23 protein-coding genes and 1 other annotated feature are annotated in these 24,052 nt (G+C 53.7%); of the genes, 11 read left to right on the top strand and 12 right to left on the bottom strand.

Annotated elements, in window-relative coordinates; all coding sequences use genetic code 11:
* Positions 1–123 precede the first annotated feature (123 nt).
* The gene (gene pgpB / locus KXR87_RS01675; protein ID WP_437430527.1) at positions 124–888 is read right to left on the bottom strand and encodes a phosphatidylglycerophosphatase B; all 765 of its coding nucleotides are present in this window, start codon (positions 886–888) and stop codon (positions 124–126) included.
* Positions 889–1,071: 183 nt separating this feature from the next.
* Between pgpB and ribA the strand changes: the two genes are divergently transcribed.
* Complete coding sequence (gene ribA, locus KXR87_RS01670) at positions 1,072–1,662, top strand: GTP cyclohydrolase II (protein WP_437430526.1); 591 nt, start codon at positions 1,072–1,074, stop codon at positions 1,660–1,662.
* A 43-nt stretch (positions 1,663–1,705) separates the two neighbouring features.
* Here ribA and acnA read toward each other — a convergent pair whose 3' ends face one another.
* The 6 genes from acnA to topA all read right to left on the bottom strand — a co-directional run bounded on the left by acnA (position 1,706) and on the right by topA (position 9,213).
* Complete coding sequence (gene acnA / locus KXR87_RS01665; RefSeq protein WP_437430525.1) at positions 1,706–4,381, bottom strand: aconitate hydratase AcnA; 2,676 nt, start codon at positions 4,379–4,381, stop codon at positions 1,706–1,708.
* Positions 4,382–4,569: 188 nt separating this feature from the next.
* Positions 4,570–4,668 (bottom strand): small membrane protein YmiC, encoded by a 99-nt coding sequence (gene ymiC, locus KXR87_RS01660; RefSeq protein ID WP_437430524.1) that lies wholly within the window; start codon positions 4,666–4,668, stop codon positions 4,570–4,572.
* A 136-nt stretch (positions 4,669–4,804) separates the two neighbouring features.
* A complete protein-coding gene (locus KXR87_RS01655; RefSeq protein WP_437430523.1) occupies positions 4,805–4,975 on the bottom strand; it encodes a hypothetical protein in 171 nt (56 codons plus the stop codon).
* A 1-nt stretch (position 4,976) separates the two neighbouring features.
* Positions 4,977–5,138, bottom strand: a complete 162-nt coding sequence (locus KXR87_RS01650) for a YmiA family putative membrane protein (RefSeq protein WP_437430522.1) — start codon at positions 5,136–5,138, stop codon at positions 4,977–4,979.
* 317 nt (positions 5,139–5,455) lie between these two features.
* Positions 5,456–6,430, bottom strand: a complete 975-nt coding sequence (gene cysB / locus KXR87_RS01645; RefSeq protein ID WP_437430521.1) for an HTH-type transcriptional regulator CysB — start codon at positions 6,428–6,430, stop codon at positions 5,456–5,458.
* 185 nt (positions 6,431–6,615) lie between these two features.
* Positions 6,616–9,213 (bottom strand): type I DNA topoisomerase, encoded by a 2,598-nt coding sequence (gene topA / locus KXR87_RS01640; RefSeq protein ID WP_437430520.1) that lies wholly within the window; start codon positions 9,211–9,213, stop codon positions 6,616–6,618.
* 398 nt (positions 9,214–9,611) lie between these two features.
* Here topA and KXR87_RS01635 point away from each other — a divergent pair, with 398 nt between their 5' ends.
* Positions 9,612–9,863, top strand: coding sequence for a YciN family protein (locus KXR87_RS01635; protein WP_437430519.1), 252 nt, complete (start codon positions 9,612–9,614; stop codon positions 9,861–9,863).
* 33 nt (positions 9,864–9,896) lie between these two features.
* Here the strand turns inward: KXR87_RS01635 and sohB are convergent, their stop codons facing one another.
* Positions 9,897–10,943: a protease SohB gene (gene sohB / locus KXR87_RS01630; RefSeq protein WP_437430518.1), complete on the bottom strand. Its 1,047-nt coding sequence runs from the start codon at positions 10,941–10,943 to the stop codon at positions 9,897–9,899.
* Positions 10,944–11,163: 220 nt separating this feature from the next.
* Here sohB and KXR87_RS01625 point away from each other — a divergent pair, with 220 nt between their 5' ends.
* Positions 11,164–11,922, top strand: a complete 759-nt coding sequence (locus tag KXR87_RS01625; protein ID WP_437430517.1) for a YciK family oxidoreductase — start codon at positions 11,164–11,166, stop codon at positions 11,920–11,922.
* Positions 11,919–12,509 (top strand): cob(I)yrinic acid a,c-diamide adenosyltransferase, encoded by a 591-nt coding sequence (cobO, locus tag KXR87_RS01620; RefSeq protein WP_437430516.1) that lies wholly within the window; start codon positions 11,919–11,921, stop codon positions 12,507–12,509. The genes KXR87_RS01625 and cobO overlap by 4 nt, the downstream gene beginning before the upstream one ends.
* A 45-nt stretch (positions 12,510–12,554) precedes the next feature.
* Here the strand turns inward: cobO and rluB are convergent, their stop codons facing one another.
* From rluB to rnm, 3 genes are all read right to left on the bottom strand, one after another.
* The gene (rluB, locus tag KXR87_RS01615) at positions 12,555–13,451 is read right to left on the bottom strand and encodes a 23S rRNA pseudouridine(2605) synthase RluB (protein ID WP_437430515.1); all 897 of its coding nucleotides are present in this window, start codon (positions 13,449–13,451) and stop codon (positions 12,555–12,557) included.
* A gap of 98 nt (positions 13,452–13,549) precedes the next feature.
* Positions 13,550–14,170, bottom strand: a complete 621-nt coding sequence (locus KXR87_RS01610) for an L-threonylcarbamoyladenylate synthase (RefSeq protein ID WP_437430514.1) — start codon at positions 14,168–14,170, stop codon at positions 13,550–13,552.
* Entirely contained in the window at positions 14,167–15,048 is an 882-nt protein-coding gene (gene rnm / locus KXR87_RS01605; RefSeq protein ID WP_437430513.1) for an RNase RNM, read from the bottom strand. The genes KXR87_RS01610 and rnm overlap by 4 nt, the downstream gene beginning before the upstream one ends.
* Positions 15,049–15,207: 159 nt before the next feature.
* Positions 15,208–15,300, top strand: a sequence feature (Trp leader region).
* Positions 15,301–15,324: 24 nt separating this feature from the next.
* Between rnm and KXR87_RS01600 the strand changes: the two genes are divergently transcribed.
* The 5 genes from KXR87_RS01600 to trpA are packed head-to-tail and all read left to right on the top strand — an operon-like array spanning position 15,325 to position 21,854.
* Positions 15,325–16,887, top strand: coding sequence for an anthranilate synthase component 1 (locus KXR87_RS01600; protein WP_437430512.1), 1,563 nt, complete (start codon positions 15,325–15,327; stop codon positions 16,885–16,887).
* The gene (gene trpD / locus KXR87_RS01595) at positions 16,887–18,482 is read left to right on the top strand and encodes a bifunctional anthranilate synthase glutamate amidotransferase component TrpG/anthranilate phosphoribosyltransferase TrpD (protein ID WP_437430511.1); all 1,596 of its coding nucleotides are present in this window, start codon (positions 16,887–16,889) and stop codon (positions 18,480–18,482) included. Before KXR87_RS01600 ends, trpD begins: the two co-directional genes overlap by 1 nt.
* Positions 18,483–18,485: 3 nt before the next feature.
* On the top strand, positions 18,486–19,844 hold the full coding sequence (gene trpCF / locus KXR87_RS01590; RefSeq protein WP_437430510.1) for a bifunctional indole-3-glycerol-phosphate synthase TrpC/phosphoribosylanthranilate isomerase TrpF: 1,359 nt from the start codon (positions 18,486–18,488) through the stop codon (positions 19,842–19,844).
* 10 nt (positions 19,845–19,854) lie between these two features.
* Entirely contained in the window at positions 19,855–21,048 is a 1,194-nt protein-coding gene (trpB, locus tag KXR87_RS01585; RefSeq protein WP_437430509.1) for a tryptophan synthase subunit beta, read from the top strand.
* Complete coding sequence (trpA, locus tag KXR87_RS01580; protein ID WP_437430508.1) at positions 21,048–21,854, top strand: tryptophan synthase subunit alpha; 807 nt, start codon at positions 21,048–21,050, stop codon at positions 21,852–21,854. Before trpB ends, trpA begins: the two co-directional genes overlap by 1 nt.
* A gap of 82 nt (positions 21,855–21,936) precedes the next feature.
* On the opposite strand, the gene ompW is transcribed toward trpA, so the two are convergent.
* The gene (ompW, locus tag KXR87_RS01575; protein WP_437430507.1) at positions 21,937–22,572 is read right to left on the bottom strand and encodes an outer membrane protein OmpW; all 636 of its coding nucleotides are present in this window, start codon (positions 22,570–22,572) and stop codon (positions 21,937–21,939) included.
* A gap of 279 nt (positions 22,573–22,851) precedes the next feature.
* Here ompW and KXR87_RS01570 point away from each other — a divergent pair, with 279 nt between their 5' ends.
* Both KXR87_RS01570 and KXR87_RS01565 read left to right on the top strand, forming a co-directional pair.
* Complete coding sequence (locus KXR87_RS01570; RefSeq protein ID WP_437430506.1) at positions 22,852–23,256, top strand: YkgJ family cysteine cluster protein; 405 nt, start codon at positions 22,852–22,854, stop codon at positions 23,254–23,256.
* A gap of 24 nt (positions 23,257–23,280) precedes the next feature.
* Complete coding sequence (locus KXR87_RS01565; RefSeq protein ID WP_437430505.1) at positions 23,281–24,024, top strand: YciC family protein; 744 nt, start codon at positions 23,281–23,283, stop codon at positions 24,022–24,024.
* Positions 24,025–24,052: the final 28 nt, after the last annotated feature.

Here is a 24,052-nt window from a genome sequence, read left to right as displayed (position 1 = left end):
GTTGTGAGCGAGTAAATTCTGTTCAACCGGCTGCATCCAGCCTTATAAATTACCATTTTAGCGCCTGGTGCGAAACGGAAATGCGTGATGCCTCAGGGTGATTTAGGGGCTTTTTACCAGTTTTCAACTCTCCTGCTCCCTTTCAGCTATTTCCTGTCGTTCTTCCACTGGCGGCGCGAGCGGACCACATAGTTTTTGTGCAAGCCAGGTGGCAATCGTCACCAGTAACCCCGAGATAAGCGTAGCGACGATAAGATCGCGCGGCCAGTGCATGCCCAGCACCAGACGGCTACCCATCACGGCCGTCGCCCAGACGAGTAATAGCGCAATCGTCCAGGTTCGGCGACGGGGCCAGAGGAGTCCTACCCCCAGCAGCGCCCAACTGGCAGCAAACATAGTGTGACCGGAGGGGAAAGCAAAACCGGTTTCTTTTTGCCAGTGCTTACGCAAAAAAACCGGAACCTGCTGCTCATCGGCCAGTTGCGCTTTCACCAGGTGGCCACGCTCCTTGCGTTTCAGACTGTAAAATTCAGTCGCCTTAATATTATGGGCGCTCTCCAGCCAGACGACGAAGGGACGCGGCTCCTGCACACGATCTTTCACCCAGGATTTTACCCCCTGCCCGGCCAGAATGGCGCTCCCGAGGATGACAAAAAGCACCAGCGCGGCTTTGAGTCGAAAACGTAAGCACCAGAGAAACCAGCCACACAGAATGACGTGGGTAATAATGCCCCAGGGTTGGGTCACCGTCTCGGTTATCCAGTACGATGCTCTGAGAAAGGTAACATTCGAACCGGGTTGCCAGTTCCAGCCCACCATCCAGACCAGCGCTGGCATCACCATCAATATTCCCGCACCGACCATGGTGCGCTTCGCTATAGCCCGCATTGTTTCTCCTTTCGTATCTATCACAATCATAACCGAAAAATAACATTTTCGGTGTAACTGCCATGTTTGTGCGTTTATTCCGTGATGTATCTGCTGGTCATTAGTGATGTAAAGCGCATTGTGGCAAAATAGCGGAATACATAAGGCCCGACTAACAATGGCCAATATAATCTGGAGAATCACATGCAGCTTAAACGCGTGGCAGAAGCCAAACTGCCGACCCCGTGGGGCGATTTCCTGATGGTGGGTTTTGAAGAACTGGCGACCGGGCAGGATCACGTTGCGCTGGTCTTTGGGGATATTTCCGGGCAGACGCCGGTACTGGCGCGCGTCCATTCTGAATGCCTGACGGGTGATGCACTCTTTAGTCTGCGTTGCGATTGTGGATTTCAGCTCGAAGCGGCCCTCACGCATATTGCAGAGGAAGGGCGCGGTGTACTGCTTTATCATCGTCAGGAGGGCCGCAATATCGGTCTGCTGAATAAAATACGCGCCTATGCGCTACAGGATCAGGGCTACGATACCGTCGAGGCCAATCATCAGCTTGGCTTCGCCGCCGATGAACGCGACTTCACCCTGTGCGCTGACATGTTCAAGCTGTTGGGTGTCGATGAAGTTCGTCTGTTGACCAACAACCCGCGTAAGGTTGAGATCCTGACCGAAGCAGGAATAAATATTGTGGAGCGGGTTCCTTTGATTGTCGGACGCAACCCCAAAAACGCCCATTACCTCGACACTAAAGCTGCCAAAATGGGGCATTTACTGAGCGAGTAAGCGCGTGCTGGCCGTGGGAGGTGCTCCCACGGCCAGCTCCGTATTAATGCAACATATTACGGATCACGTAGTGCAGAATGCCGTCATTCTGATAGTAGGTCAGCTCGGTTGAGGTATCGATACGACACCGGCACTCCAGTACCTCTTGCGTACCGTCGGTGCGCGTTAAGGTCACCGGAATAGTGGCACCCGGCTTAAGCTGGTTCAGATCGGCAATATCCAGTTTCTCTTCACCGCTCAGCCCCAGGGTTTTACGCGTCGTCCCCTGTGGAAACTCCAGCGGCAAAATGCCCATACCAATCAGATTTGAGCGGTGGATGCGTTCGAAGGATTCAGCAAGGACTACCCGCACGCCCAGCAAACGCGGCCCTTTCGCAGCCCAGTCCCGGCTGGAGCCCGAGCCATATTCTTTACCGGCAATAACAGCAAGCGGCACGCCCTGCTGCTGGTAGCGCATCGCAGCGTCATAAATGGAGATGACTTCGTCACCCGGCAGATGACGCGTCATTCCGCCCTCCACGCCCGGCACCATTTCGTTACGGATGCGGATGTTAGCAAAAGTCCCACGCATCATTACTTCATGGTTCCCGCGGCGCGAGCCGTAGGAGTTAAAGTCGCCCCGTTCAACACCATGACTTTGCAGGTAGCGGCCCGCCGGGCTGTCGGCTTTAATGCTCCCCGCAGGAGAGATATGGTCCGTTGTGACCGAATCACCGAGCATCGCCAGAATACGCGCGCCATGAATATCCTTGACCGGTTCCGGTGTTTTTTCCATTTCATCAAAGAAAGGTGACAACCGGATATAGGTCGAGTCGTTTTGCCAGCCGTAGGTATCTGAACGATCCACCTGAATGGATTTCCACTCCTCGGTGCCCTCAAACACTTCGGCATACTCTTTACGGAACATATCGGTCGAGACCTGCTCCACCGCACGGGCGATCTCCCGGCTGGAGGGCCAGATATCTTTCAGATAAACAGGATCCCCTTTGCGATCGTGACCCAGTGGATCGGTCGCCAGATTGATGTTCATGTTACCCGCCAGGGCGTAAGCCACCACCAGCGGCGGTGAGGCCAGCCAGTTGGTTTTTACCAGTGGGTGGATTCGACCTTCAAAGTTTCGGTTCCCGGAGAGCACGGCGCCTACGGTGAGATCGCCCTGCTTAATAGCCTGTTCGATAGGTTCAGGCAGCGGACCCGAGTTACCAATACAGGTAGTACAGCCATAGCCCACCAGGTTAAAGCCCAGCTCATCCAGATAAGGGGTTAACCTGGCCTGTGCCAGATAATCAGAAACTACTTTCGATCCCGGCGCGAGGGACGCTTTCACCCAGGGCTGCCGTTTTAACCCTGCTTTGACCGCATTTTTCGCCAACAGCCCGGCGGCCATTAATACGCTGGGGTTAGAGGTATTCGTGCAGGAGGTGATAGCAGAGATGACGACGGCACCATCAGGCAACTGGTATTTCTGCCCTTTCAGGACATATTCAACAGGCTGGCGATCTTTTTGCGCCGTGTTAAGTTCAAGCTCTGAACTGGCTGCAAAGGCTTGTGGCACATCGCTGAGTGCGACACGGTCCTGGGGACGTTTGGGCCCGGCAAGGCTCGCCTCAACATCATTCATATTCAGTTCGAGCGTACTGGTAAAGACGGGCTCATCCCCCGCGTTTCGCCACATACCCTGCGCTTTGGCATAGGCTTCCACGAGGGCAACCTGCTCTTCGCTGCGTCCACTAAGGCGCATATATTCCAGCGTTACGCCATCAATAGGGAAGAAGCCGCAGGTTGCGCCATACTCTGGCGCCATGTTAGCGATCGTAGCCCTGTCGGCAAGCGGGAGCGAATCCAGCCCGTCGCCGTAAAACTCAACAAATTTACCCACCACGCCGTGTTTACGCAGCATTTGCGTCACGGTCAGGACCAGGTCGGTTGCCGTGATCCCTTCCTGCAATTTGCCCGTCAGCTTGAACCCTACTACATCCGGAATAAGCATCGATACGGGTTGCCCAAGCATGGCGGCTTCTGCTTCTATACCGCCCACGCCCCAGCCCAGCACACCCAGGCCGTTAATCATGGTGGTGTGAGAGTCCGTACCGACCAGGGTGTCCGGGTAGGCTACCCACTCTTTATCCTGTAATTCGCTCCAGACGGCTTTACCCAGATACTCCAGATTGACCTGATGACAGATCCCGGTACCTGGCGGCACGACGCTAAAGCGGCTGAACGCTTGCTGCCCCCAGCGCAGGAAAACATAGCGCTCATGATTACGCTCCATTTCGAGGCGAACGTTCTCTTCGAAAGCGTCATCATCACCGAAATGATCGACAGTCACGGAGTGGTCAATAACCAGGTCTACCGGAGAGAGAGGATTGACTTTGGCAGTGTCGCCACCCAGGCGTTTTACCGCTTCTCGCATTGCGGCAAGGTCAACAACCGCAGGCACACCGGTAAAATCCTGCATCAATACGCGGGCCGGACGATAAGCAATTTCGCGGTCGGCATGGGCTGAGGTTATCCAGCCTGCCAGCGCACGAATATCTTCCTCGGTGACGGACTCGTCGTCCTGCCAGCGCAGGAGATTCTCCAGTAAAACTTTCAGTGACTTGGGTAGCCGTGAAATATCCCCAAGTTCCTTAGCGGCCAGCGGCAGGCTGTAATAGTGATAGGTTTTATTCTCAGCCTGCAATGTGTCCTTACTGGCTTCGCGTAGGGTAAACGACATATGCTCCTCCTTATTCACAGGGATAGCGAAACCCTGATCGTTTTTAGGGTCTGTATTAAAGATAACACAAACATGTCGTAACGTTTTGATAACAACCCAAATCGACAAAGCAGGCAATGGGCATCAGGCGCATCACGCCCGGCAGGAGGGAAATAAAAAACCCCGCATGTGCGAGGTTTTTCAATTAATTAGCGGGCCAGAATCCAGATAATTTCGCCCCAAAGTAAGGCTGAGACAGAAAAGACACTCATCCACGACCAGTATTTGAGGGAGCAGCGGTTATTCATTTGTTCACACCAGAAAAGGTATTTCATCAACACCGCGTAATAACGCGGGACATTATTTGCTGAGGTGTATTTATTTAACAGTACATAAGTACAAGCGTGAATAACAGGGTAATAGCCTGCCTGTTCCCGCGAATAATTATTGTTTAGATGCGTCGTCTTCTGCGAAGCTATCAATAAAAGCTTTTTGTTGCGGCGTCAGTTTCCACGACGTCGGAACCGGCGAATCACTCTGCGGTTTGGTGTGTTGCGGTTTGTCATGTCGCTGACACAGTTGCTTAACGGGTGCTACCTGACCGGTTACCGCCATTTTAACCCCAAAATTTCCAGATAACGAAAGCCACCACCACCCAGAACAGGGCTGAGCCCAGAAACACCGCCAGCCAGGCTTTGCGTTTCACTGACGGATCCCTTTGTGGCTCTTCACTTCCTGATGGCATTGCTAACCTCGTACAATCGACATCACTTATCATTTTAGGCACCAATAATAGGTACGATTAATCATGAGATGAGACAAATCCTAAAGAAACTTTAGTCGAAAAGCTAGTGAATTTACGTACTGTTTTTAACGAAATATTTAATCTTTTGACGTGAAATAAATTATTGAACCAGGAAATTTGCGAAGCGACAATTTAGTTTCTATGTTTGTCGCAAAAAGCGTGCGGATTATGCAGTTTATGGGCGGTCATGGCGGGAACATAAGAAAGAGAATAAGAGAGGGATAATGAAAATTGCACTTAGGGAAGCGTTAAAGGTATCCCCCTCTGTGCAAGGGATACCCTATTGCCGATTATTTCTCGGGAAGCTTAATGTCTTTAAACATGGCTTCAATATCCTCATTAGACCGTAAGGCAACAGCGGCATCAACAACGTCGCGGGTCAAATGCGGAGCAAAGCGCTGAATAAAATCATACATATAACTGCGCAAAAAGGTGCTGCGACGAAAACCAATTTTCGTCGTGCTGTGACTGAACACGCCCTGCGCGTCAAGTTTCACCAGGTCTGGATCCGAGACAGGATCAACCGCCATGCTGGCAATTACGCCCACTCCCAGCCCCAGTCTTACATAGGTCTTAATGACATCGGCGTCTGTTGCGGTGAAGACAATGCGTGGCGAGAGCCCTGCCCGGTTAAAGGCGGTATCCAGTTCTGAGCGCCCTGTAAACCCGAAGGTATAGGTTACTAAGGGGTACTGGGCGAGCTCTTCAATGGAGACCGATTGTTTTGAGGCAAGAGGATGATCGGGGGTTACAACGATTGAACGATTCCAGTGGTAGCACGGGAGCATGACCAGATCGTCATAAAGGTGCAGCGCTTCGGTTGCAATGGCAAAATCGGCGTTGCCTTTGGAGACAGCTTCAGCGATCTGTGTCGGGGAACCCTGATGCATATGTAGTGAGACGCGCGGATAGCGTTCAATAAATCCTTTGATGACGTTCGGCAGCGCATAACGCGCCTGCGTGTGGGTCGTCGCGACATAAAGCGAACCTTTGTCCGGCCAGGTGTGCTCACCCGCCACCGACTTGATGGCTTCAACTTTTGATAAGACTTCCCGGGCTATGCGAATAATTTCTTGGCCTGCTGGTGTCACCTGGGTTAAATGCTTGCCGCTGCGGGCAAAAATCTGGATCCCAAGTTCATCTTCCAGCATGCGAACCTGCTTACTGATGCCCGGTTGTGAGGTATAAAGGCCTTCGGCGGTAGAGGAGACATTGAGATTGTGATTGACCACCTCAACGATATAACGAAGCTGCTGTAGTTTCATGAAAGACCATCCGAATTCGCGCAATCAGCCTATCGCTTAAGACGATTTCATAATAAAAAGTGGGTTAACTATAACCACTATATCATTTATATCTTCTATGTATAGATTTGAACCAAAAATAATAAGTGATGAATAAAAAAGGGTCGGAAATCCGACCCTTTGTTTAAGCTATTAAAACCTAATGCTTATTTTTTTGTTTCAGTCCATTTACCCTCAATAAAGAAGGCGGACCACCCCGTGGCTTTACCCTCTTTCTCAGAGGCTACATACTGCTGTTTCGTCTTGCGACTAAAGCGCACGATGGTCTTGTTCCCCTCGGGATCCTGCTGCGGCGCATCGGCCAGATAGCGGAGCTTTTCTGGCAGGCGATCGCGGAAGCGGTATAACTCTTCGACCTGCGGCGCGCGCGTTTCACGCGATTTAGGGAACGTGTTGGCGGCAAGGAAGACCCCGGCAGCACCGTCACGCAGGACAAAATAGGCATCTGACTTTTCACACGGCAGCTCCGGCAATGGCACCGGATCTTCTTTAGGCGGAGCCACTTCGCCATTGCGCAGGATCTTACGCGTGTTTTTGCATTCATCGTTAGTACAGGCCATGTACTTGCCAAAACGCCCCATCTTCAGGTGCATTTCAGAACCACATTTTTCACACTCAACGATCGGGCCATCATAGCCTTTGATGCGGAACTCACCCTCTTCAATCTCGTAGCCGTCGCAGGTGGGGTTGTTGCCACAGACGTGCAGTTTACGCTTAGGATCAATGAGGTAGCTGTCCATAGCGGTACCGCATTTGCCGCAACGACGTTTTGCACGCAGGGCGTTAGTTTCAGCGTCATCACCTTCAAGGACGTTGAGCACTTCGTTTTCCGGCACCAGATTAATGGTGGTCTTGCAGCGCTCTTTCGGCGGCAGCGCATAGCCTGAGCAACCGAGGAAAACCCCGGTACTTGCCGTACGTATGCCCATCTTACGGCCACAGGTCGGGCAGTCGATGCTGGTCAGCACCATCTGATTCGGGCGCATCCCCCCTTCTTCCGGATCTTTCTCTGCCTGATCGAGCTGGCGAGAAAAATCACCGAAGAAACTGTCCAGAACCTTTTTCCACTCGGCTTCGTGGTTAGCCACTTGGTCAAGACGGTCTTCCATCTGGGCGGTAAAATCGTAATTCATCAACTCGCGGAAGTTATCTTCCAGTCTGTCGGTGACGATTTCACCCATCTTTTCGGCATAAAAGCGACGGTTTTCTACACGTACATAGCCGCGATCCTGAATCGTCGAAATAATGGACGCATAGGTAGACGGACGTCCAATACCGCGTTTTTCCAGCTCTTTAACCAGTGAAGCTTCACTGAAACGCGCCGGCGGTTTGGTGAAGTGCTGCGCCGGCGTCAGTTCAGTCAGGGACAGTACATCGCCGGTGTTTACCGCAGGCAGGGTCCGGTCTTCGTCACCTTTACGCAGGGCTGGCATCACCTTCGTCCAGCCATCGAAGCGCAGAATGCGACCGCGCGCTTTCAGACGATAATCAGCCGCGCCCACGGTAATGGTGGTGGAATCATACTGTGCGGGCGTCATCTGGCAGGCCACAAACTGACGCCAGATCAGCTGATACAGTTTTTGCGCGTCAGTTTCCATATCTTTGAGCGCGTCCGCTTCTACGGCAACATCGGAAGGGCGGATCGCCTCATGCGCTTCCTGGGAATTCTCTTTGCTGGCGTACTGATTAGCATTTTCCGGCAGGTATTTCTTACCGAAAGTCTCGCCAATGTACCCACGCACCATGCTGACCGCGTCCTGACTGAGATTGGTCGAGTCGGTACGCATGTAGGTAATGTAGCCCGCTTCGTAAAGACGCTGCGCCATCATCATGGTTTTCTTCACGCCGAAGCCCAGACGGGTACTCGCCGCCTGTTGCAGCGTTGAGGTAATAAAAGGTGCACCGGGCTTGCTGCTGGTCGGCTTATCTTCGCGATCAACCACCGTAAAGCGAGCTTTCTCCAGCAGGCTGACCGCCGCCATAGTTTGCTCGCGGTTAACCGGACGGAAAGGTTTATCCCCTTCATGGGTGACGGCAAGCGGCAGCGAATCACCACCAGGCGTAGCGGCGCTGGCGTCAATTTCCCAGTACTCTTCCGGCACAAACGCTTTAATTTCGCGTTCACGTTCTACCACCAGGCGTACCGCCACGGACTGCACGCGGCCTGCGGAGAGACCGCGGGCAATTTTCTTCCACAGCAGTGGCGAGACCATATATCCCACCACGCGGTCCATAAAGCGACGCGCCTGTTGAGCATTGACCCGGTCAATATTCAGTTCGCCCGGCTTCTCAAAAGCCTGACGAATCGCATTTTTAGTAATTTCGTTGAAGACCACGCGGCTGTAGCGAGAGTCATCACCGCCGATCACTTCCCGCAGGTGCCATGCAATGGCCTCCCCTTCGCGGTCAAGGTCGGTTGCGAGATAGATATGGTCAGCTTTTTCAGCCAGAGATTTGAGCTCAGAAACCACTTTCTCTTTGCCGGGGAGCACTTCGTAATGGGCATCCCAGCCGTGCCACGGGTCAATACCCATGCGATTGACAAGCGCACCGCGCTCATCTTTTTTGGGCTTTTTAGCCGGTTTGGCGGACGTAGACTCCGCGCTCTTTTTAGGTGCTGAGCCACTTGTCGGCAAATCGCGGATATGACCTACGCTGGATTTCACCACGAAGTCGTTACCCAGATACTTATTGATCGTTTTGGCTTTTGCCGGGGACTCAACGATGACGAGAGCTTTACCCATATTCACCTTTACCTAATAAAATTCTTCCAGGAATTCGTCGCACGTTGCTTCACCTTCCACAGGCGACGAGCCAACGATATAGTGGCGGCGACAATGGATATCAACCGTTTATACAACCATAAGCAAAACATATCGCTATCAGGTGAGTGAATGAACAGGGGGTTTATCCTGCCCGCGATACAGCACGACAATGTTGCGGTCGAATGTCAAGCAATTCTGTTGCCAGATTGACGAAAGCGTCACACTGTACCTGATAAAATTTGTTAAGCAACTTTATTAGCATGCATTTTAGATTCACGCCAGCCTCACCGTGGACGCAAACCCCTTGCCTGGACAGGGAAAATTTGCCCACACGCGGTGTGGGGCGTAAACTTGTAAAATTTTTCAGGAGGAGCGAGATGAGCGATTCAGCGCAACCTATTGACCGCCAGTCATTACTGAAACTGGCTAATCAAATGATCCGCGATCATGAAGATACCCTGTCAGGTATCGAAGCGACCGGCGTGAGCCAACGTAACGGCATTCTGGTGTTTACCGGTGAGTATTTTCTCGACAGCCAGGGGCTGCCAACCGGGAAAAGTACGGCCGTTTTTAACATGTTTAAATATCTGGCTCATGAGCTATCGGAAAAGTACACGCTCATTGATTAACGAAAAACGCGAGGCTCACACCTCGCGTTTCGTTTACATCATCGGTTTCTGCCCTCGCTGCCACCAGCGCATTAATAGCTTATCAACGCTTTCAGTCGCACTGCCAGTAAACCTTTCCATCAATTTTTTACGCTGCTGATAACGCACGCCAATGACGTCGTGTTTGTCATAAAGGCCCAGCAAAAGTTCATCGCTGGTGCCTACGGCATCGACCAGACCTTTTTCCAGCGCCTGGGTGCCGTACCAGTGTTCGCCTGTCGCCACGCTATCGATATCCAGTTGCGGGCGCATCTGATGAACAAATTCTTTAAACAGATCGTGCGTCTCATTAAGACTTTCACGGAATTTCTGTCGACCTTCTTCGGTGTTCTCTCCGAGGAGCGTGAGCGTACGTTTATACTGCCCGGCGGTGTGCAGCTCGATGTCGATCTCTTTGCCTTTCAGGAAACGGTTAAAGTTGGGGATCTGTGCGACAACACCAATCGAACCGATAATGGCGAACGGCGCGGCAACGATAGTATCAGCCACGCAGGCCATCATATAACCGCCGCTGGCGGCGACTTTGTCCACTGCTATCGTCAGTGGAATGTTTTTATCACGAAGACGTTGCAACTGAGAGGCTGCCAGACCGTAGCCATGCACCACACCGCCCGGACTTTCCAGTCGAACGACAACCCGATCCTCGGGTTGGGCCAGGGTTAAAACGGCCGTTATCTCTTCACGTAATGATTCAACTTCGTGCGCGTCCATACTTCCTTTAAAATCCAGGACAAAAATGCGCGGACTTAAGCTTGTGGCTGTCTCGCCTCGTTTTGCTTTGGCTTTGGCTTCCTTTGCCTCAAGCTTTGCTTTTTTCTTTTGCGCTTTATGCCAGAGTTTTTGCTGCTGCTCGTCAAGCAACGCCACCGCCATCTCCTCCTGCATCTCTTTATAATGTTCACTCAGGCGGGTGATGCGAAGCTCCCCCCGCTGACGCTTGCGCTGCCTCAGGTTAACGATGAGGATAGCTACAACGGCTATCGCGACAACCAGAGTCGCAACTTTGGCCAAAAACAAACCATATTCAGACAGTAATTCCACGTATTCCACCTTGGTTCAGCCACTTAACGTTCACAGCCAGTGTACATGAGGTGCTGGTGCGCGTCTGCACTGCATCGCTCTCCTCCTGGCGGGTATGCCCCCTTTTTCCAGCGCCTTTGTACCGGCTGACCGACGACTCTCCCCCAGACTGATTGAAATAGCCGGTCATTTCAGGCATAAAGCCAACATCAGTTCACCCTGCGCAGACCAAGGAGTCAGTGTGCATTACCAGCCACAACGCGACCTGCTACGCAACCATATCATCCTGGTCACCGGTGCCAGCGATGGGATCGGTAAAGAGGCCGCGCTCACTTACGCCGCTTACGGTGCCCGCGTCATTTTGCTGGGTCGTAACGAAGAGAAACTTCGCCGCGTTGCCGACAGCATCTCGCAACGCGGGGGGCAGGCCGCCAGTATTTATCTGCTCAACCTCGCCACCTGCACCCCTGAGGATTGCCACGCCCTTGCCCATCAGCTTGCCACCCGCTACCCGCGACTGGATGGCGTGCTGCACAATGCCGGTTTACTGGGCGACGTTTGCCCGATGGATGAACAGAAACCTGACGTCTGGAATGCGGTAATGCAGGTCAATGTTAATGCCACCTTTTATCTGACCCAGGCGCTTCTTCCTTTATTACTCAAGGCGGAAAACGGTTCGCTGGTGTTTACCTCTTCAAGCGTAGGCCGCCAGGGACGGGCAAACTGGGGGGCTTACGCGGCTTCGAAGTTTGCAACAGAGGGAATGATGCAGGTGCTGGCAGAGGAGTACCAGAACCGGCTGCGGGTAAATTGCATCAACCCTGGCGGTACCCGTACCAGCATGCGGGCAAGCGCATTTCCGTCGGAAGATCCGCAAAAACTGAAGACGCCAGCGGATATTATGCCACTCTATCTGTGGTTGATGGGTGATGACAGTCGCCGCAAAACAGGCATGACCTTTGACGCGCAACCAGGACGAAAACCGGGGATATCACAATGAATGAAGAACGTTATCAGCAGCGCCAGCAACGTGTAAAAGAACGCGTGGACGCCCGCGTGGCAGCCGCGCAGGATGAGCGCGGCATCATTATTGTTTTTACCGGTAATGGTAAAGGTAAAACCACCGCCGCTTTTGGTACCGCCACTCGCGCTGTCGGACATAATAAAAAGGTTGGCGTCATCCAGTTTATTAAAGGGACATGGCCTAACGGCGAGCGAAATCTGCTTGAGCCCCTGGGGGTGGAATTCCAGGTTATGGCTACCGGTTTTACCTGGGACACGCAGAATAAAGAGAGCGATACGGCGGCCTGTCTCGCCGTCTGGGAACACGCGCAGCGTATGCTGGCCGATCCCTCCCTCGATATGGTGCTTCTCGATGAGCTGACCTACATGGTGGCCTATGACTATCTGCCACTGGCGTCGGTGCTGGATGCGCTGAAAAGTCGGCCCGCCAGCCAGACGGTAATCATTACGGGCCGCGGTTGCCACCGGGATATACTGGAACTGGCCGACACGGTCAGTGAATTGCGCCCGGTGAAACATGCCTTTGAGGCAGGGATCAAAGCGCAAATCGGCATTGATTACTGACAGCTCACTACTCAACCGCAATAAAAAAGGGCTTGCGCCCTTTTTTTACTGACCGTTGTTATTGCGACTGCTCGACCGGCGTCCACCCGTCGCCTGTCGGCTGTTGGTCACCTGAGTATGACGTTTCACCGCGCGGCGAATCTGGTTGGCCTTCATGCGACGGCGATCTTTTTCAACCGCCACTTTCGAGGTGGTTTCCGGCGTCAGCCCGACCAGCTCGCGCAGGTAGTTGGTTTGCGCCAGATCCAGCTCGGTATAGCCGCCACGGGGCAGCCCTTTCGGCAGCGGAATATCGCCATAACGGACGCGAATCAGGCGACTTACCTGCACCCCTACCGCTTCCCACAGACGACGAACCTCACGGTTACGCCCTTCAGTCAGGGTGACGTTGTACCACTGGTTTATCCCTTCACCACCGCTGAATTTGATGGTTTTAAAGGCAGCCGGGCCATCTTCAAGCTGCACACCCCGACCAAGATCGCGCAGTTTAGCTTCATCAATCTGCCCAAAAACACGCACGGCGTATTCGCGCTCGACTTCACGGCTTGGGTGCATCAGGCGATTAGCGAGCTCACCATCGGTGGTAAAGAGCAGCAGACCGCAGGTGTTAACGTCCAGACGGCCTACGGCAATCCAGCGCGCGCCGCGCAGTTTTGGCAGACGGTCAAATACGGTCGGACGCCCTTCCGGATCGTTACGGGTGCACAATTCACCTTCCGGTTTGTAGTACGCCAGGACGCGACAGATCTGTTCAGCGGATTCTTTAATGGAAATGAGGTGTCCGTCGATACGAATTTTCAGGGCCGGGGTCACGTCAACGCGGTCACCGAGCGTGGCAATTTTGCCATCAACACTCACGCGGCCCGCTTCAATAATGGTTTCGATTTCACGGCGGGAACCGTGGCCGGCTCGCGCCAGCACTTTCTGTAACTTCTCGCTCATAGAGCTTTCCTCGGGTGTCGCCTTCACAGGCGTCGAATAAGGTCATCAGGTCGCCGTGGCGCCTGTGAAATGGCCGCGTAGTATACCGACTTGTATGCCTATAAGAAAGGCTTAACGTCGCCGACGCCTTCACGGATAACCACCGGCGCGTCGTCGGTGAGATCGACCACCGTCGTCGGCTGCTGGCCCAGATAGCCACCATGGACAATCAGCTCTACGACTTTTTCAAGGCGATCTTTGATTTCGTCCGGATCGGATTCGGTAAATTCACTTCCCGGGAGCATTAACGATGTTGAGAGCATCGGCTCACCGAGGGTTTCGAGCAAATCGACGGCAATGGGATTCGACGGCACACGAAGGCCAATGGTTTTTCGCTTTTCCTGCAGTAAACGGCGCGGAACCTCTTTAGTGCCTTTAAGGATAAAGGTGTAATTGCCGGGGGTGTTATTTTTGATCAGGCGAAACGCCACGTTATCCACAAAGGCGTAGGTCGACAGTTCCGATAAATCCCGACACATCAGGGTGAAATTATGACCGTCCGGGAGCTGACGGATGCGGCAGATACGCTCCATGGCCCCTTTATCTTCAATTTTACAGCCCAGTGCATAACCGGAATCAGTAGGGTACACAATGACCCCGCCTTTACGAACGATTTCCACCGCCTGATTAATTAAACGTGGCTGCGGATTTTCCGGATGAATATAAAAAAACTGACTCATACTTCCCTCTCTGTACTGTGTTGCGGCTGCTCCCATTTAAGCCAGACGCCATCGACATCCGCTGGCAACCAGAGCTTGCGCCCCAGCTCAATCCAGGGGCAGGGCTGATGAAAGTCAGACCCTTGCGAGCCCAGCAAACCAAACAGGCGGGCGTACTCGCCAAGCTGCTTACGTTCGTCAGGAGCCTGCTGGCATTGGGCAACTTCCATTGCCTCACCGCCGCGTTGTGCAAAATGCGCCAGCAGTCTTTTCAACCATTTAGCAGATAAATCGTAGCGTCCTGGATGGGCCAGGACCGCTGTTCCGCCAGACTGGTGAATCACGTCAATAGCGTGTTCTATTGTACACCACTGCGGAGGAACGTAGCCGGTTTTCCCGCGTGCAAGATACTTTTTGAACACATTCGCTACCGAATTCGCTTTCCCCTGCTCAACTAAATAGCGGGCGTAATGGCCACGGGTAATGGCCGCCCCTTTCGCCAGCCGTTGCGCCCCCTCCCATGCCCCAGGAATGTGGGCTTTCTCAAGGCGTTCCGCAATGAGTTGCGCGCGCAACTGACGGCGCTCATGCTGCTGGCGGAGAAACTCGCACAGAACCGGATGGTTAATATCAACGTTCAGTCCCACGATGTGAATTTCATGATTTTCCCAGACGGTAGAAATTTCAACGCCAGGGATAAGGCGTAACGGTAAACCCGCACGGGTAATTTCAGCCTGGGCGGCAGGAATACCCTCGGTGGTGTCATGATCAGTAATGGCCAGAGTGCCGATACGCATTGCAACGGCGCGGTGCACCAGTTCTTCCGGGCTTAACAGGCCATCAGAAGCAAGCGTGTGACTGTGAAGATCGTAAATAATCGCGTAATTCGTGTCGCTCAAAAGCGGCTCCAGGACGGAATGAAACAGAGTTTGCGGGCTATCATAACGTTACATGCCAATTTTCTGAAATCAGGGTTGACATTCGCCCATCGAACTAGTTAACTAGTACACAAGTTCACGCAATGAGGTATCATCATGAATACGCACTATTCTCTTAACAACCGCTGGTGGCGCACTCCCTGAAACGGGCAGTGTCTCCGTGCGTATTCAGCACACCGATACCCGGCCCGCCCACAGAGCGGGCTTTTTTATGGAACATAATGGATGAGAGCGACGATGCAAACGCAAAAACCGACACTCGAACTGCTGACCAGCAATGCCCTTTATCGTGAGAACCCGACCGCGTTATTTCATCAGCTTTGTGGCAACCGGCCTGCCACGCTGCTGCTCGAATCAGCCGATATCGACAGTAAAAACGATTTAAAAAGTCTGCTCCTTGTCGATAGTGCGCTGCGCATTACGGCCTACGGTGACACTGTCACTATTCAGGCGTTAACCGCCAATGGCGCTTCCCTGCTGACGTTGCTGGATGCGGCCCTTCCCGCTGGTATTGAAAATACCATCATGCCCGAAGGTCGTGAGCTGCGCTTTCCGCCGGTAAGTGCGCTGCTTGATGAAGATGCCCGTCTTTGTTCACTCAGCGTGTTTGACGCGTTCCGCCTGCTACAGGGGGTGGTGAACGTGCCGGAAGGTGAACGTGAGGCCATGTTCTTTGGCGGCCTCTTCGCCTATGACCTGGTCGCGGGGTTTGAGGATTTACCGGCGCTCGAAAACGATCGACGCTGCCCGGACTACTGTTTCTACCTGGCAGAAAGTCTTCTGGTCATCGATCATCAATTACAGCAGACGCGCATTCAGGTCAGCGTTTTTAGCGAAGATGCAGCTGAAAAATCCCGCCTCGCCCGTCGTGTTGAAAGCCTGCGCCAGCAACTCAATGAACCACCGGTTCCGTTGCCGGTCGAGACGGTCCCGAGGATGCGCGTGGAGTGCAACCAGAGTGATGACGAGTACGGTGCCGTTGTGCGCCAGATGCAAAAAGCCATCCGCGCTGGCGAAATTTTCCAGGTTGTCCCCTCCCGTCGTTTTATGCTGCCGTGCCCTTCGCCGCTCGCCGCCTATGACGTGCTGAAAAAGAGCAACCCCAGCCCCTATATGTTCTTCATGCAGGACGAGGATTTTGCCCTCTTCGGTGCCTCGCCTGAAAGCTCGCTCAAGTACGATGCGACGTCGCGTCAGATAGAAATCTACCCGATTGCCGGAACGCGTCCACGTGGTCGCCATGCGGATGGCACCCTGGATCGTGACCTTGACAGCCGCATTGAGCTTGAAATGCGTACCGATCATAAAGAGCTGTCCGAGCATTTGATGCTGGTGGATTTGGCCCGTAACGATCTGGCGCGGATTTGTACCCCGGGTAGCCGCTACGTTGCCGATCTTACCAAGGTGGATCGTTACTCCTTCGTGATGCATCTGGTTTCTCGCGTGGTAGGCGAACTTCGCCGGGATCTGGACGTGCTGCACGCTTATCGCGCCTGCATGAATATGGGAACCCTCAGCGGGGCGCCAAAAGTACGTGCCATGCAGTTAATTGCGGACGCCGAAGGTACGCGTCGCGGCAGTTATGGCGGCGCAGTCGGCTATTTTACCGCCCACGGCGATCTGGATACCTGCATCGTGATTCGTTCCGCCTGGGTCGAGGATGGCATTGCCACCGTTCAAGCCGGTGCGGGCGTTGTGCTGGACTCCGTTCCGCAGTCTGAAGCGGATGAAACCCGTAATAAAGCCCGCGCGGTATTGCGCGCCATTGCGAAAGCGCATAACGCCGAGGAGACGTTCTGATGGCCGACATTTTATTGCTCGATAATATCGATTCCTTTACCTACAACCTTGCCGACCAGCTGCGGGCAAGTGGACATAACGTGGTGATTTATCGTAATCATGTCCCTGCTCAAACATTAATTGAACGCCTGGGCACCATGCAAAATCCTGTGCTGATGTTGTCTCCCGGCCCCGGAACCCCCTCTGAAGCGGGCTGTATGCCAGAGCTATTGACCCGTATGCGCGGCAAATTACCGATTATCGGTATTTGCCTCGGTCACCAGGCGATTGTCGAGGCCTATGGCGGCTACGTAGGCCAGGCGGGTGAAATTCTGCATGGCAAGGCTTCCAGCATTGAACATGACAACCAGGCGATGTTTGCCGGACTGGCGAATCCTTTGCCGGTGGCACGTTATCACTCTCTTGTGGGGAGCAACATTCCAGCAGGATTAACCATTAATGCCCATTTTGATGGCATGGTGATGGCGGTCCGTCATGACGCTGATCGGGTATGTGGTTTCCAGTTCCATCCGGAATCCATTCTGACTGCACAGGGGGCGCGTTTGCTGGAGCAGACTCTGGCCTGGGCGTTACAGAAACTTGAGCAGACCAACACCCTGCAACCTATTCTGGAGAAACTCTACCAGGCGCAGACCCTCACCCAGCAGGAGAGCCACCAGCTCTTCTCGGCGGTTGTACGGGGCGAACTGAAACCTGAGCAGCTGGCCGCGGCGCTGGTCAGCATGAAAGTGCGTGGTGAACACCCTCAGGAGATCGCCGGCGCGGCAACCGCCCTGCTGGAAAATGCAGCCCCCTTCCCACGCCCTGATTATGCGTTTGCGGATATTGTGGGCACCGGCGGTGACGGTAGCAACAGCATCAATATTTCCACCGCCAGCGCATTTGTTGCCGCCGCCTGTGGAATGAAGGTCGCCAAACACGGCAACCGCAGTGTCTCCAGCCGCTCCGGCTCGTCTGACCTGCTGGCGGCATTTGGCATCAATCTGGACATGAATGCCGACAAGTCACGCACGGCGCTTGATGAACTGGGCGTCTGCTTTCTGTTTGCCCCGAAGTATCACACCGGGTTTCGCCATGCAATGCCGGTACGCCAGCAGTTGAAAACCCGCACGCTGTTTAACGTGCTCGGTCCGCTCATCAATCCGGCGCACCCGCCGCTCGCACTGATTGGTGTTTACAGCCCGGAACTGGTGCTGCCGATTGCCGAGACGCTGCGTGTGTTGGGGTATCAGCGTGCAGCCGTGGTGCATAGCGGTGGCATGGATGAAGTCTCCCTGCATGCGCCGACCGTGGTGGCAGAACTTCACGAAGGCGAAATCAAGAGTTACCAGCTGACCGCAGCGGACTTTGGCCTGACGCCTTATCATCAGGAGGCGCTGGCCGGGGGAACGCCGGAAGAAAACCGTGACATTCTGACCCGCTTATTACAAGGTAAAGGTGAAGCCGCCCATGAGGCCGCCGTCGCCGCTAATGTTGCCATGCTGATGCGTTTACACGGTGAAGAAGATTTGCAGGCTAACGCGCAAAAGGTACTGGATGTGCTCCACAGCGGTACCGCGTATGACAAAGTCGCCCAACTGGCGGCAAGAGGATAACTAATGCAGACCGTTTTAGCGAAAATCGTCGCAGATAAGGCGATTTGGGTGGCGGCCCGTAAGGAACAACAACCGCTGGCCAGTTTTCAGAACGACGTGGTGCCGAGCACGAGACGTTTCTATGATGCTCTGCAGGGAACGCATACGGCATTTATTCTTGAATGCAAAAAAGCGTCTCCATCCAAAGGGGTGATACGCGATGATTTCGACCCGGCGCGCATTGCTGAGGTCTATAAGCATCATGCCTCGGCAATTTCGGTACTCACCGACGAGAAGTACTTCCAGGGCAGCTTCGATTTTCTGCCCATTGTGAGCGGTATCGCTCACCAGCCGATTCTGTGTAAGGACTTCATTATCGACCCTTACCAGATTTATCTCGCCCGTTATTATCAGGCGGATGCCTGCCTGCTTATGCTCTCGGTGCTGGATGACGAACAGTATCGCCAGCTCTCTGCCGTCGCGCATAGTCTCAGTATGGGTGTGCTGACAGAAGTCAGTAATGAAGAAGAGCTGGAGCGCGCGATTGCCCTTAATGCCAGAGTGGTGGGCATCAACAACCGTGATCTGCGCGATCTCTCTATCGATCTTAATCGTACTCGCCAGTTGGCCCCTCGTCTTGGTGCGGGGGTCAGGGTTATCAGTGAGTCAGGGATCAATACCTACGCGCAGGTGCGTGAACTGAGTCATTTCGCCAATGGCTTTTTAATCGGGTCAGCCCTGATGTCTCACGGCGACCTTGATGCAGCGGTAAAACGGGTACTGCTTGGCGAGAACAAAGTCTGTGGACTGACCCGCCCGCAGGATGCACGGGCCGCGCACGAAGCCGGGGCGATTTTTGGCGGACTGATTTTTGTGCCCTCCTCACCCCGTGCCGTGAATACTGAACAGGCCAAAACCGTGATGGCCGCCGCACCGCTGCAATACGTGGGCGTTTTCCGTGATAACGATATTGAGAATGTTGTCGACATTGTGACGCGACTTGGACTGATAGCCGTTCAGCTTCATGGCAGTGAAGACCAGAGTTACATCGACAGGTTACGCCGCGTGTTGCCAGCCGGAATTCAAATCTGGAAAGCGCTGAGCGTAAAAGACGCGCTCCCCGCACGCGATTTACACCATGTCGACAAGTACGTATTCGATAACGGTCAGGGTGGAACCGGTCAACGTTTTGACTGGTCACTACTGGCAGGCCAGACGCTGGATAACGTTCTGCTGGCCGGCGGTCTTGGCGCGGACAACTGCGTCGATGCGGCTAAAACCGGGTGTTCCGGACTTGATTTCAATTCAGGCGTAGAGTCGGAGCCAGGCATTAAAGATGCCTCGAAGCTGGCCTCGGTCTTCCGTACGCTGCGAGCCTATTAAGGAAACAACAATGACGACGTTATTAAATCCCTTTTTTGGTGAATTTGGCGGCATGTACGTTCCACAAATTCTGATGCCCGCCCTTCGCCAGCTTGAAGAAGCCTTTGTCAGCGCCCAGAAGGATCCGGAATTTCAGGCCCAGTTTGCCGATTTATTGAAAAACTATGCGGGCCGCCCAACGGCACTTACCAAATGCCAGAATCTGACAGAAGGCACCAGAACGACACTCTATCTGAAGCGTGAAGATCTGCTACACGGCGGTGCCCATAAGACGAACCAGGTATTAGGCCAGGCTTTACTGGCAAAACGGATGGGCAAAACCGAAATCATCGCCGAAACCGGTGCCGGCCAGCATGGGGTTGCCTCCGCACTCGCCAGCGCCCTGCTCGGCCTGAAATGCCGCATCTACATGGGGGCTAAAGACGTTGAGCGCCAGTCACCCAACGTCTTTCGTATGCGTCTGATGGGCGCAGAGGTGATCCCTGTGCATAGCGGCTCCTCGACTCTGAAGGATGCCTGTAACGAAGCGCTGCGCGACTGGTCAGGCAGCTACGATACGGCGCACTATATGCTGGGTACAGCGGCTGGCCCGCACCCGTTCCCGACCATCGTGCGTGAATTCCAGCGCATGATTGGCGAAGAGACTAAAGCACAAATCCTCGAAAAAGAAGGACGTCTGCCGGATGCCGTGATTGCCTGCGTGGGCGGCGGTTCTAATGCCATCGGCATGTTTGCTGACTTTATTGAAGAGGCCTCCGTGCGCCTTATCGGGGTTGAGCCGGCCGGTCACGGCATTGAAACCGGTGAACATGGCGCACCGCTTAAACACGGGCGCGTTGGTATCTACTTCGGCATGAAATCGCCGATGATGCAGACCGATGAAGGACAGATTGAAGAATCCTACTCCATTTCAGCGGGTCTGGATTTCCCGTCCGTTGGCCCTCAGCATGCCTACCTCAACAGTACTGGTCGTGCGGATTATGTATCGATAACCGATGATGAAGCGCTGGAGGCTTTTAAAGCCCTGTGTCGCAGCGAAGGCATTATCCCCGCGCTGGAGTCCTCACACGCCCTCGCCCATGCGTTGAAAATGGTCAGAGAGAACCCTGAGAAAGAGCAGCTGCTGGTGGTTAATCTTTCTGGCCGCGGAGACAAAGACATCTTCACCGTACATGACATTCTGAAAGCGCGAGGGGAAATCTGATGCAACGCTACGAAGAACTTTTTAAACAGTTACATGAACGCAAGGAAGGCGCCTTTGTTCCCTTTGTCACCCTGGGCGACCCCTCTCCGGCACAGTCGTTAAAAATCATTGATACCCTGATTGAAGCAGGGGCGGATGCGCTGGAGCTCGGCATTCCCTTCTCAGATCCTCTGGCAGATGGCCCAACCATTCAGAATGCGGCACTGCGCGCGTTTGCTGCGGGTGTCACTCCGACGCAGTGTTTTGAAATGCTGGCGACAATCCGTCAGAAGCATCCCACCATACCGATTGGGTTGCTGATGTACGCCAACCTGGTCTTTTCTCGTGGGATCGATGAGTTTTACGCGCAGTGCGCCAGCGCCGGCGTCGATTCGGTGCTGATTGCCGACGTCCCGGTTGAAGAGTCCGCGCCCTTCCGTCAGGCGGCTTTGCGTCATAACGTTGCGCCAATATTTATCTGCCCACCCAATGCGGATGATGAACTCCTGCGCCAGATAGCCTCTTACGGGCGCGGTTACACCTATCTGCTTTCACGTGCGGGGGTGACGGGTACGGAACATCGTGCGGCGCTGCCGTTGCTCCATCTGGTGGAAAAATTGACCGAGTACCATGCGGCGCCGGCGTTACAAGGATTCGGGATCTCTTCGCCTGATCAGGTGACGGCTGCGATTGGTGCTGGCGCGGCGGGGGCTATCTCTGGTTCCGCCACTGTGAAAATTATTGAGAACAACCTCGATAAACCCGACCTGATGCTTGAGGAACTCGCCCTCTTTGTGCGGGCAATGAAAGCGGCAACCCGCCGGTAATGTCGTGCGTTGCCGCCGGAGGCGCTATCCGGCGGCAACCGTGAAACGACGCGACGCGCTGCAGCCAGACAGCGAGGCGTCGTCAGAAGCGATACCCTGCCGAAAACATAAATACCCAGGGATCCAGTCGGGTGCTCACGCTCTGCTGTACACCGCCGGCTTTAAACCGAACGTCAGTATCGATATCCATATACCAGACCGAGGCGTTGATGAGCCAGTCGCGGTTAATCAGATAATCCATGCCAGCCACACCTGCTGCGCCCCATGAGTTTTTCAGGCTTAAATCGGAGAGCCCCGCCGCTTTGCCGGTGTCATTAAATTTTTCGTCAAAGAACATGGTGTAGTTTATCCCGGCACCGATATAGGGACGAAACCGGCTCTCTGCATCGCCAAAATACCACTGGGCGACGAGCGAAGGGGGAAGATGATGAACGGTAGCAATGGTGCCTGTTGGGCCCGTACCTACTTTATGGCGAAACGGTGAGGCCGCCAGAAGTTCGATACCGATATTTTCCGTTGCCATGTACGTCATGGTCAGGCCGAGCTGCGTGTTGTTACTGACGTTAAATCCGCCCAGACTTCCTAACACGTTATCCGATCCTTCATTGGGTCTGACGGTCGCTGAACCCGCTCGAATGAAGAACTCTCCGGCGTCATGTGCCATCACCCCTGTAGAAATGCTGCTCAGGATCAATGCTGCCACGGCTACTTTTTTCATGTCCACTCCATGTATGTGGTTTTATAGGCGCCGTGAATATAACTACTATTAGGTATAAAGTGATCCCACATAGATCACATTCCGTCAGCGAATTTAACCTTTATTGATCTACATTAATTTTGGTCGCCAAAATGAAAAAAGAAATTCTGTAATTACCTCAATTTCCTTCTGAAAAACCGCAAAAAATAAATCACATTCCCCTGCTTGTTCTTCTTCTGCTCTGGGGATAATTTAACCAACTCATTCTTTATTTTGATACGTGATGAATGCAGGTGTGCCATGAACGAAAGCAATCCGTGCATGTCGTGCGGAGCCTGTTGTGCCTATTTTCGTGTCTCCTTTTACTGGGCTGAAGCAGATGATGCTGGTGGTCTTGTCCCCACGCATCTGACTGAAGTCGTTTCGCCTTTGCTGCGCTGTATGACAGGTACGCAGCAGAAACCCTGCCGGTGCGGTGCCCTTAAGGGGACGCCGGGGGTCTCAACCTCATGCAGCATTTACCCACAACGTCCCTCGACGTGTCGTGAATTCGTTCGGGCCTGGGAGGACGGAAAACCCAATGACGCCTGTAACCGCGCCCGGGCAAGCTACGGATTACCTCCTCTTTACAAAGATATGCTTTTCCATACGCGTGCTGATGCTGCCACCGACGGGCCATCCAGGGTACAATTGCGCGGAATTTAACATTGCAAAACTCAAGGAGAGTGCATGTCTATCACGGCGAAATCCGTTTACCGTGACACGGGGAATTTTTTTCGTAATCAGTTTGTTACTATTTTGCTGATTACATTATTGTGCGCTTTGGTTAGCGTACTTGTTGGTCGTGTTTTGATGCCGGGTGACGACGAGCTCGCAATGATGGCAGAGGGTCTTAACCTGACAGGCAAAACGGGCTTATTTGAAATGGTACAGAAAATGACGCCCGAGCAGCAGCAGGTGCTGTTGCATACTTCCGCAGCGGCAACCGTTGCTTCCCTGATCGGCAGTGCGTTGCTGGCTGGCGGCACGCTGGCGCTTATTCAGTTGATTTCAGCAGGTCATCGGGTGAGTGCGCTTCGGGCTATTGGTGCCAGCGCGCCCGTGCTGCCGGGTCTGTTTATTCTGCTGTTGCTGATGATGTTTATGACTCAGTTTGGGATCCTGCTGCTTGTCGTGCCGGGTATTCTTGCAGCTATCTTTTATGCTTTCGCGCCTGTCATGCTGGTACAGGATCGTCTCGGCGTATTTGGCGCGATGCGTGCCAGCTTTCGTTTAAGCCGGGCAAATATGCGTGTGGTTGCACCCGCAGTGGTTGGCTGGATCCTCGCCAAGGTGTTGCTGATGCGGTATGCCCATCTGCTGGCGTTCCTGACGCCTGAAGTGGGCACGATCATCGCGAATATGGTGAGTAACATGATATCTGTAGCTTTGCTCATTTATCTGTCCCGCCTGTACATGCTGATTCGTCAGTAACTTTTCCGCCTGCGCGGTCTTCCCGCAG

Source organism: Yokenella regensburgei (genome assembly GCF_051486985.1).
Taxonomy (GTDB): Bacteria; Pseudomonadota; Gammaproteobacteria; order Enterobacterales; family Enterobacteriaceae; genus CBFFRJ01.
The sequence above is the reverse complement of the archived record's forward strand: the minus strand, read 5'-3'. Positions and strand labels throughout refer to the sequence as shown.